Origin of the sequence: Mesorhizobium sp. M1227, from assembly GCF_040318315.1 — a bacterium.
Taxonomy (GTDB): Bacteria; Pseudomonadota; Alphaproteobacteria; order Rhizobiales; family Rhizobiaceae; genus Mesorhizobium.
Window position 1 is genome coordinate 43,677 of record NZ_JAMYLZ010000040.1, and the last position, 9,323, is coordinate 52,999.

The 9,323-nt window shown below is 63.9% G+C and carries 9 protein-coding genes; 6 read left to right on the forward strand and 3 right to left on the reverse strand.

Annotation, left to right across the window (positions count from 1 at the left end; translation table 11 throughout):
* Nucleotides 1–122 precede the first annotated feature (122 nt).
* The 4 genes from NKH28_RS29440 (at nt 123) to NKH28_RS29455 (ending at nt 4,168) form a co-directional block, all read left to right on the forward strand.
* Nucleotides 123–1,379: an FAD-binding protein gene (locus NKH28_RS29440; RefSeq protein ID WP_352450957.1), complete on the forward strand. Its 1,257-nt coding sequence runs from the start codon at nt 123–125 to the stop codon at nt 1,377–1,379.
* Nucleotides 1,376–1,759, forward strand: coding sequence for a DUF4870 family protein (locus tag NKH28_RS29445; RefSeq protein WP_352450958.1), 384 nt, complete (start codon nt 1,376–1,378; stop codon nt 1,757–1,759). Before NKH28_RS29440 ends, NKH28_RS29445 begins: the two co-directional genes overlap by 4 nt.
* 68 nt (nt 1,760–1,827) lie before the next feature.
* The gene (glcF, locus tag NKH28_RS29450) at nt 1,828–3,150 is read left to right on the forward strand and encodes a glycolate oxidase subunit GlcF (protein WP_352981022.1); all 1,323 of its coding nucleotides are present in this window, start codon (nt 1,828–1,830) and stop codon (nt 3,148–3,150) included.
* A 10-nt stretch (nt 3,151–3,160) separates the two neighbouring features.
* Nucleotides 3,161–4,168 (forward strand): hypothetical protein, encoded by a 1,008-nt coding sequence (locus tag NKH28_RS29455; protein ID WP_352981023.1) that lies wholly within the window; start codon nt 3,161–3,163, stop codon nt 4,166–4,168.
* A 9-nt stretch (nt 4,169–4,177) separates the two neighbouring features.
* Here NKH28_RS29455 and NKH28_RS29460 read toward each other — a convergent pair whose 3' ends face one another.
* Together NKH28_RS29460 and NKH28_RS29465 are read right to left on the reverse strand one after the other, a co-directional pair.
* Nucleotides 4,178–5,098, reverse strand: coding sequence for a bifunctional 5,10-methylenetetrahydrofolate dehydrogenase/5,10-methenyltetrahydrofolate cyclohydrolase (locus NKH28_RS29460; RefSeq protein ID WP_352981024.1), 921 nt, complete (start codon nt 5,096–5,098; stop codon nt 4,178–4,180).
* A gap of 261 nt (nt 5,099–5,359) precedes the next feature.
* Nucleotides 5,360–6,094, reverse strand: a complete 735-nt coding sequence (locus tag NKH28_RS29465) for a L,D-transpeptidase (RefSeq protein WP_352472683.1) — start codon at nt 6,092–6,094, stop codon at nt 5,360–5,362.
* Nucleotides 6,095–6,316: 222 nt separating this feature from the next.
* On the opposite strand from NKH28_RS29465, the gene NKH28_RS29470 reads away from it, so the two are divergent.
* Nucleotides 6,317–6,952 carry a DNA-3-methyladenine glycosylase I gene (locus NKH28_RS29470; RefSeq protein ID WP_352981025.1) on the forward strand — a complete coding sequence of 212 codons (636 nt, stop codon included), beginning with the start codon at nt 6,317–6,319 and terminating at the stop codon, nt 6,950–6,952.
* Nucleotides 6,953–6,956: 4 nt separating this feature from the next.
* Here NKH28_RS29470 and NKH28_RS29475 read toward each other — a convergent pair whose 3' ends face one another.
* On the reverse strand, nt 6,957–7,208 hold the full coding sequence (locus NKH28_RS29475; RefSeq protein ID WP_352502096.1) for a hypothetical protein: 252 nt from the start codon (nt 7,206–7,208) through the stop codon (nt 6,957–6,959).
* Between the two features lie 336 nt (nt 7,209–7,544).
* Here NKH28_RS29475 and hisS point away from each other — a divergent pair, with 336 nt between their 5' ends.
* A complete protein-coding gene (gene hisS / locus NKH28_RS29480; RefSeq protein ID WP_352981026.1) occupies nt 7,545–9,107 on the forward strand; it encodes a histidine--tRNA ligase in 1,563 nt (520 codons plus the stop codon).
* The last annotated feature ends 216 nt before the right edge of the window (nt 9,108–9,323 follow it).

Sequence of the window (9,323 nt, forward strand, 5' to 3'; positions counted from 1 at the left end):
GGCGAGGAACCCAGGTCCTGCAGCTTCGCTCCCACGCATCCCGAGAGTTTGAGGCGATAGCTTCTCAGAATGGGGGTTCCTCGCCCCCGCAAAGCGGGGGAGAGGAACCAGGGCTCTGCCGCATGACCACCTTCACCCCGTCCACAGCCGCGGAAACCCTATCCACAATCGCTTGGGCAGCCGCAGAGGAATTCCCGCTCGAAATCCTCGGCCACGGCTCCAAGCGCGGTATCGGCCGGCCGCAGCAGAGTGAGCATACGCTCGACCTTTCCAGACTCTCCGGCGTCATGCTGTACGAGCCGGCCGAACTGGTGCTGTCGGCAAAAGCCGGCACGCCGCTGGCCGAAATCGAAAGCCTGCTTGCCGAAAACGGCCAGCAACTTGCCTTCGAACCGATGGATTACGGCCCGCTGCTCGGCGGTGAGCCAGCGCGAGGCACGATCGGCGGCGCACTCGCCGCGAACCTTTCCGGCCCGCGCCGGCTGAAGGTGGGTGCTGCGCGCGACCATATCCTCGGCATAGCGGCCGTTTCCGGGCGCGGCGAGGCCTTCAAGTCGGGCGGCCGCGTCGTCAAGAACGTCACCGGCTATGATCTGTCCAAGCTGATGGCCAACAGCTGGGGCACGCTGGCGGTGCTCACCGACGTCACCTTCAAGGTGCTGCCTGCTGCCGAGACCGAAGTCACGCTCGCCATCCGCGGCCTGCTCGACGATCACGCCGCCGCCGCCATGGCGCTGGCGCTGGGTTCCAGCGCCGAAGTGTCGAGTGCTGCCCATCTTCCCGAACGGGTCGCAGCCAGGGTCGCCGGCGGCAGTCTCGGCAGCGATGCCGCGACGCTGCTGCGCATCGAGGGCTTCGGCCCGTCGGTCGCTTACCGCATTGCCGCTCTGAAAGACCTGCTGAAAAACGCCGGGCCGCTGCAGGAGATTTCCGGTTCGGTCTCGTACTCGGTCTGGCGCGGTGTCCGCGACTGCGCGCCGTTCGCCGATGGCAGCGAAAGGCCGGTGTGGCGCGTCTCGATGGCGCCGTCGCGGGGCCACCAGATGGTGCTGGCGCTGCGCATGCAGGCCCCGGTCGATGCCTTCTACGATTGGCAGGGCGGGCTGATCTGGCTGCGCATGCAGCAGGACGATCCCGAGGCTGGCCTGTTGCGCGGCCTGATCAGAAGACATGGCGGCGGCCATGCGACGCTGGTGCGCGCAACCCCTTCGCACCGCGCCGCCGTGCCGGTGTTCGAACCGCAAGCGCCGCAACTGGCAGCACTGTCGGCGCGGCTGAAGACCGAATTCGACCCGAAGAATATCCTCAATCCCGGCCGTATGGCGCCGGGCGCAAGCTCTGCTACTCTCGCGCCGGCAACCGAGGGAGGAGCACAATGAGCGATCCAGGCCAAAACGGTACGTCACGCCAGACCGACCGCTGGCTGGAGCCCGGCCCGACCAACGCGCTGGTCATCTACATCCTCTATCTCGCCGGCCTAGCCATCGGCGTCAGCGGTATTGTCGGCATCGTCCTGGCCTATATCAATCGCGGCAAGGCCGGCGGCTTCGTCGAAAGCCACTACACATTCCTGATCCGCACCTTCTGGATCGGCCTGCTCTATGCACTGATCTCGGCGCTGTTGATGATCGTGGTCATCGGTGTCGTGCTGATGGTCGCGGTCGCCGTCTGGTTCATCGCCCGCTGCGTTCTTGGCCTGCAGGCGCTGCAGCGCGGCGAGGCGGTCAAGAACCCGGAAAGCTGGTTTCTGGGATTATGAGCATGATCCCCAAAAGTGGGTACCGGTTTTGGGAAAAGATCATGCTCAAACGGTAAGGATTCGTTTACGTGCAGACCAATTTCTCAGCTGCCCAGCTCGCCGATCCGCATGTCGCGGAATCGGAGAAGATCCTGCGCAAATGCGTGCATTGCGGCTTCTGCACCGCCACCTGCCCGACCTATGTGACGCTCGGCAACGAACTGGATTCGCCGCGCGGCCGGATTTATCTGATCAAGGACATGCTGGAAAACGGCCGGCCGGCCGACAAGCAGATCGTCACCCATATCGACCGCTGCCTGTCCTGCCTCGCCTGCATGACCACCTGCCCGTCGGGCGTCAACTACATGCATCTGGTCGACCACGCCCGCGTCCATATCGAGGAGACCTACAAGCGTCCGCTGGCCGATCGCCTGACACGCGCCATGCTGGCCTTCGTGCTGCCCTATCCCTCGCGTTTCCGCGCGGCGCTCAAGCTGGCGAAGCTCGGCCACCCATTCGCCGGCCTGTTTGAGAAAATCCAGGTATTGAAGCCTTTGGGCGCGATGTTGAAGCTGGCCCCGGCGTCGGTCCCGGAAGTCTCGCCGATGGCCTCGCCGGGCGTCCATGCCGGGCAGGGCGCGAAGAAAAATGGCCGCGTCGCCATCCTCACCGGCTGCGCGCAATCCGTGCTCGATCCCGGCATCAACGACACGACGATTTCGCTGCTGACCCGGCTTGGCGTCGAGGTCGTGGTGCCCGAGGGCGAGGGCTGCTGCGGCGCGCTGGTGCATCATATGGGGCGCGAGGACGCTGCCTTGGCGTCGGCCCGACGGAACGTCGACGCCTGGACGCGCGCCATCGAGCAGGGTGGACTCGACGCCATCGTCATCACCGCATCCGGGTGCGGCACCACCATCAAGGATTACGGCTTCATGCTGCGCCTCGATCCGGCCTATGCCGACAAGGCTGCGCGGGTCTCGGCGTTGGCCAGGGACATCACCGAATATCTGGCAAGCCTCGACCTGCCCGAGCCGGTCCGCAAGCCGGGCACCATCGTCGCCTATCACTCAGCCTGCTCAATGCAGCACGGCCAGAAGATCACCCGCCAGCCGAAGGAGCTTCTGGTCCGTGCCGGTTTCGTCGTGCGCGAGCCGCGCGAAGGGCATTTGTGCTGCGGTTCGGCCGGCACCTACAACATCCTGCAGCCCGGGATTTCGGCAACGCTGCGCGACCGCAAAGTCAGGAATATCGAGGCGACCGGTGCTGAAATCGTCGCCACCGGCAATATCGGCTGCATCACCCAGATCGCTTCCGCCGCCAAGCTGCCGGTGGTGCATACGATAAAACTGCTCGACTGGGCCTATGGCGGCGAGCCGCCAAAATTGGTTCGATCGCTGCGCACCCGCCGATGAGACTGCCGAGATGCCCAACCCAAAGTCCGAAGAGATTGGAACCGTCGTTCGGCTGCTGTCGGACAAATCGCCGGCGACGCTCCAGGCCAGCTATGGCGAATGCCAGACAATCATCGCTCGTCATCTCAAGGACGGGTCCGAATTCCTGTTTACGCTCATAAAGGCAGCGGTAGAAGCCGACGTCCAGCAAGACAATCTGATTATCGACGCCGTTTCGTTTCTCGACGACGCGCATTTGGCTCGTCTGGCATTTTTCCTGCAAGAGGAAGTGAAACGCGGAATAGACGTGGAGGATCTGCTGGCTCACGTCGCCTTGCAGGCGCCGGAATTGTTTCCAGACAGTACCTTGGGCGACGTTCCCGATTTCGCAGACTGGCTGACGCATGATGATCCTCGTTCGCCGCCGGCATGTCATCATTTCAGCTTTGAGGAAGGCGCTCCGAGCGACATGTCTTTTCCGACGCATCGCAATCATCCTACCTGGCATCTGCCGGCGACTGGCCGGCCACTTACGGTCGGCGGCGAAGGATCGGCAGTGTGCCCGACCTGTCGAGAGCGACTGATACATCTGATTACGCTGGACGATCTTGGGAGTGAGCTGACGATGCCTCTTCCCAGACTCCGTATCGAGACCTGTGCGAATTCTCTCGAACCGACCTATTATTCCCACGACGCTGCCGGTGTGCCGACGCCGATCGCGCCTCTGCATTCGCCCTACATTGAGAGGCCTGCAAAAGCCGCCGAGAAAAGAACTGTTCGGTTGGCACCGACCCCTGAACGGTGGCTCAGGCAGTCGTACGGGATAAGCAATTCAAGGCAAAACCTGTTTCGGCTTGGTGGGCTGCCGTCATGGATTCAGGGACCGCAGTTTCCAGTCGTTCCCGGAACGGACCGGGAAATGAAATTTCTTCTTCAGTTCGATTCACTCGCCGGTTTCTTCTGGGGCAGCGGCGGCGTGCTCTACGTCTTCTGGGATGACGAGTCCCGGATCACCTGCCATGTGCCGCAATACACGTGACGAAGGCGCCTACTCCGCCGCCAGCCGGTCTGCCGTGCCGTAGGTTGCCTGATAGCGGGCACGCTGCCGGCTGAGGGCCACCATCGTGTTGCGCAGCAGGATCGCCACCGTGATCGGGCCGACGCCGCCCGGCACCGGCGTGATCCACGACGCGACATGCCTGACGCTCTCGGCATCGACGTCGCCGACGATGCGGCTCTCGCCGTCCGGCCCGATTTCCGAATTGATGCCGATATCGATGACGGCGGCGCCCGGCTTGACCATGTCGGCCTTGATCAGCCGCGGTTTGCCGACCGCGACGAACAGTGCGTCGGCGCGGCGTGCGTGTGCCGCCACCGAACGCGTCAAGTGGTGACAGACGGTCACCGTCGCGCCTTCGCTCATCAAGAGGAACGCGATCGGCTTGCCGACGATCTCGGAATGGCCGACGACCACCACCTCGAGCCCCTTGAGGTCGAGGCCGGTTTCCCTGAGCAGTTCGACCGAAGCGGCGGCGGTGCAGGGCGCCAGGTCGAGCTGGTTGTAGACGATGTTGCCGATCGAGGCCGGATGCATGCCCTCGACATCCTTGAGCGGATGCACCGCCGCCTGCAGCGTCTTGATCGGAATGTGCACCGCCACCGGCCGCTGGATGATGATGCCGGTGACGCGCGGGTCGGCGTTAAGCCCGTGGATTGCCGCTTCCAGCTCGCCGGCGGTGATGTCGGCGCGAAAGCGCCTTTCCTCGAAGCCGATGCCGGCCAACCCGGCCTTGGCGCGCTGGTTGCGGACATAGACGTCGACCGCGGCGGTATCGCCGACGGTGACCGACACCAGCTTCGGCGGAAAGCCTTCGGCGGTGGCGATCGCCGCCTCCTCGCGCACGCCGGCGATGATGCGTTGGGCAACCGGGCCGCCTCTGAGATAGCGGCTGTCATCGGAAAGGGACATCGGGATGGGGCCTTTATCTGGATTTTAGCCGCCACATAGCAAAGCAACCGCGAAAGGGCAGCGCGAAAAGCGAACCGCCATGCCGGTCGCGCGACGTGCCGGCAAAATCTTCCCGCCAATTCCTGCTGGCGGAAACAAAAAGGGCAGCACGGCTTGCCGCGCTGCCCTTTCGTGACTGGCCGCATCCCCACACGGCCCGTCCCCCGTTATTCAATGTTCCCGAGGCTTCTGAGCAGAATCATCGGTGAGGTCAACCGCAGATTACATGACTACAACCGTCGTGCCAACATTGACCCGCTCGTAAAGGTCGACCACGTCCTCGTTGCGCATGCGGATGCAGCCCGACGACACCGCGCCGCCGATCGTCCAGGGCTGATTGGTGCCGTGGATACGGTACTCGGTCGAGCCGAGATAGAGCGCGCGTGCGCCGAGCGGGTTTTCCATGCCGCCAGCGAGATAGGTCGGCAGATAACGGCCCTTGGCGGCTTCGCGGGCGATCATCACCGCCGGCGGCCGCCAATCCGGCCAGACGCGCTTGTTGGTGATCTTGTGGGTGCCGGACCATTCGAAGCCCGGCTTGCCGGTGCCGACGCCATAACGCCGCGCCTTACCGTTCTTCCCGACCAGATAGAGGAAATTCTCTCGCGTATCGATGACGATCGTGCCCGGCTTCTGCGGGCCGTCATAGGCGACTTCCTGCGGCAGATAGATCGGGTCGATCTGCGGCCGCATCACCATGCGCTTGGCCGGCGCCTGCACCGCTGCGGTGCGCAGCTGATCGGGTTCGGCCAGCCGCCGGTAGCGCCGTTGCGGCTGCGCCTCTTGCCGGCTCTGCCGCACGATGCCCGGGGCATGGCCGAGCTGCAGCACCCAGGGTGCCGAAAGATCCGGGCTGACCACCACCGGCGGCCTCTCCGCATAGCGGTCGTTGGCGTTGGCGGCGCCGGCAGCAAGTACGGCCGCGGCGCCGAACAGTGGGAACAAGAATGTCTTCATCGCAACGCACCTTGATCGTCGAACATGCCGGGGTGCAAAGCCTCCCCGATTTCGCCGACATTGGGCGCGAAGCGGCAACCGAAACATGAATCGGAATGTGTAAAATGCCGATCTGTCAGTAAAGCTTTTGGTGTGGTTACCGCCCGGTTCAGGAATCTGGTAAAGCCGCGGTAAAGGCCGCGTCAAAACGCGTTAACGCCAAGACACGAACGGAATTCCGCCATGGATGAAAAGACAGGTCTGCTTGCCGGTCCCGACGGCATCGCCCGCTGCTTCTGGCACGGCAACCTGCCGGATTATCTGCACTACCACGACCACGAATGGGGCCGGCCGGTCGCCGACGACCGCCGCCTGTTTGAGAAGATCTGCCTCGAAGGTTTTCAGTCGGGCCTGTCCTGGCTGACCATATTGCGCAAGCGCGACAATTTCCGCGAGGCGTTTGCCGGCTTCGATGTCGACAAGATCGCCGCCTTCACCGACGCCGATGTCGATCGCCTGCTCGGCAATGCCGGCATCATCCGCCATCGCGGCAAGATCGTCTCGACCATCAACAACGCCAAGCGCGCCCGCGAACTCATCGACGAGGCCGGCTCGCTGGCCGCCTGGTTCTGGAAGTTCGAGCCCGGCCCGCACGAGCGGCCCGAGATCGTCGACCTCGCGCATTTGCGCGCCAATCCGACGACGGCCGTCTCGGTCCGCATTTCGAAAGAGCTGAAGAAGCGCGGCTGGAGCTTTGTCGGCCCGACCACCCTCTACGCCTTCATGCAGGCGATGGGGCTGGTCAACGACCATCTCGAGGGCTGCGTCTGCCGCGAACCGGTCGAGGCGGAACGGAAAGCGTTCAAGCGGCCGAAATAGCGGCTCAGGCGCCGCCGGCGCCGGCGAGGAAAAACCCGGCAAGGATGGCCGCCAGCGCGGCGAACACCGGATAGATCACCAGCAGTCCGGTCATCAGCACGTCGCGCATGGTCGGTCCGCTGCGCTGTTGCGCCGCGATCTCGAACGGTCCGGCGATTTGCTTGGTATTCGGCGCATAACCATCGGCCGGCCGCAGCCGGACCGAGGCGTCGCGTGCGCCGCTATCGATGATGTCGAACTTCTGTAGCGTGGCCATGGCCCCGAACCCCTTGTTTCGGCGCGCTTATCGGCCCGGATTGTGTCGGCACGATGCCGCGCGCATGGCGCAATTGTTTCAGCTTCTTTTTCGCCTTTCCTTCTCCCCTTGTGGGAGAAGGTGGATCGGCGCGCAGCGCCGAGCCGGTTGAGGGGTGTTGGAAGAAATGAGGCGTCGGCGTTCCCTGGAACACCCCTCATCCGACCGAGCTTCGCTCGGCCACCTTCTCCCACAAGGGGAGAAGGAGAGCCGCAAACCCTTGCCTTCTCCGGGCTGCATCGGTAGGACACGCCGACCCGAAATAAGTCACCGATTACTTAGCAAAGTACCCATCCCATGGCCGACAAATCCGAAAAGATGAAAGCGCGGCTTCCGCGCGGCTTTGTCGACCGCGGCGCCGACGATCTGCGCACCGTCGAGAAGATGATGGCGACGATCCGCTCGGTCTTTGAACTCTACGGTTTCGAGCCGGTCGACCAGCCGCTGATCGAATACACCGATGCGCTCGGCAAATTCTTGCCCGACCAGGACCGGCCGAACGAGGGCGTGTTCTCGTTCCAGGACGATGACGACCAGTGGCTGTCGCTGCGCTACGACCTGACCGCGCCGATGGCGCGCTTTGTCGCCGAGAATTTCGAGCGCCTGCCGAAACCCTATCGCAGCTATCGCTCCGGCTGGGTGTTCCGCAACGAGAAGCCGGGTCCCGGCCGCTTCCGCCAGTTCATGCAGTTCGACGCCGACACGGTCGGCACGCCGGGTGTCGCGGCCGATGCCGAGATGGCGATGATGATGGCCGACGTGATGGAGGCGCTCGGCATCAAACGCGGCGACTACGTCGTCCGCGTCAACAATCGCAAGGTGCTCGACGGCGTGCTCGAGGCGATCGGCCTCGGCGGCGACGAGAATGCTGGCCGCCGGCTGCAGGTGCTGCGGGCGATCGACAAGCTGGACAAGCTGGGCGTCGAGGGCGTGCGCCTGCTTTTGGGCGCCGGGCGCAAGGACGAGAGCGGTGATTTTACCAAGGGCGCCGGGCTGGGTAACGCGCAAATCGATGTTGTGATCAGTTATTTCACGGTCATGGCGCAGCATGATCCCGAACAAATTGTCCAGACACTGGGATCTATCACCCCAGGGCTCAGCAATCTTGTCGAGGAAAGAAAACTCGAACATCTCGGCATCACGAACGCCTCGTTTGTCGAGGGTCTTGCAGAGTTGGAGCAGATAAGAACCATGGTCGCGCAAAGCGGCTACGGTGAGGATCGCATTCGCATCGATCCCTCCGTTGTGCGTGGCCTCGAATATTACACCGGCCCGGTCTATGAGGCCGAGCTGCTGGCCGAAATCCCCAACGAGGACGGCCAGATCGTGCGCTTCGGCTCGGTTGGCGGCGGCGGACGTTATGACGGCCTCGTCTCGCGCTTTCGTGGCGAGCCGGTGCCGGCGACCGGTTTTTCCATCGGCGTCTCGCGCCTGATGACGGCGCTGAAGAACCTCGGCAAGCTCGATACTTCCGATGTCATCGCGCCGGTCGTCGTGCTGACCATGGACAAGGATACGGAAAGCCTCGGCCGCTACCAGAAGATGGTGGCCGAGCTGCGCGCCGCCGGCATCCGCTCGGAAATGTATCTCGGCGGCGCCGGCATGAAGGCGCAGCTGAAATATGCCGACCGCCGCGGCAGCCCGGTCGCCGTCATCCAGGGCGGCGACGAGCGCGCCAAGGGCGAGGTGCAGATCAAGGACCTGATCGAAGGCGCGAAGATGTCGGCCGAGATCGCCGACAACGCCGAATGGCGCGCCGCACGACCGGCGCAGGTGACCGTGGCGGAAGGCGATCTGGTCGCCGAGGTGAAGAAGATACTGGCGGCGCAGGCGGCCGACCGAGCGAAGGGTGGCGCGTGAGCACCCCCCTCTGGCCTGCCGGCCATCTCCCCCTCAGGGGGGGAGATTGGATATCGCGCCTGCTTTCGCCAATCTCAAGCGTTGGAGAAGAGACGCCGAGGCCGAAGCTGCCGATCTCCCCCCTGTTTGGACCGGAGACATCGCGAACAGGTGTGCGAGGACATCGCGAACAGTGCTCCATGCTATCTCTCGACGAGGTTGAGGTCGATGGTTTGG

What these genes read in the sequence shown, in the direction of transcription:
- NKH28_RS29440 (WP_352450957.1), top strand. Translation starts at nt 123, where the DNA reads ATGACCACCTTCACCCCGTCCACAGCCGCGGAAACCCTATCCACAATC.
- NKH28_RS29445 (WP_352450958.1), top strand. Translation starts at nt 1,376, where the DNA reads ATGAGCGATCCAGGCCAAAACGGTACGTCACGCCAGACCGACCGCTGG.
- NKH28_RS29455 (WP_352981023.1), top strand. Translation starts at nt 3,161, where the DNA reads ATGCCCAACCCAAAGTCCGAAGAGATTGGAACCGTCGTTCGGCTGCTG.
- NKH28_RS29460 (WP_352981024.1), bottom strand. Translation starts at nt 5,098, where the DNA reads ATGTCCCTTTCCGATGACAGCCGCTATCTCAGAGGCGGCCCGGTTGCC.
- NKH28_RS29465 (WP_352472683.1), bottom strand. Translation starts at nt 6,094, where the DNA reads ATGAAGACATTCTTGTTCCCACTGTTCGGCGCCGCGGCCGTACTTGCT.
- NKH28_RS29470 (WP_352981025.1), top strand. Translation starts at nt 6,317, where the DNA reads ATGGATGAAAAGACAGGTCTGCTTGCCGGTCCCGACGGCATCGCCCGC.
- NKH28_RS29475 (WP_352502096.1), bottom strand. Translation starts at nt 7,208, where the DNA reads ATGGCCACGCTACAGAAGTTCGACATCATCGATAGCGGCGCACGCGAC.
- hisS (WP_352981026.1), top strand. Translation starts at nt 7,545, where the DNA reads ATGGCCGACAAATCCGAAAAGATGAAAGCGCGGCTTCCGCGCGGCTTT.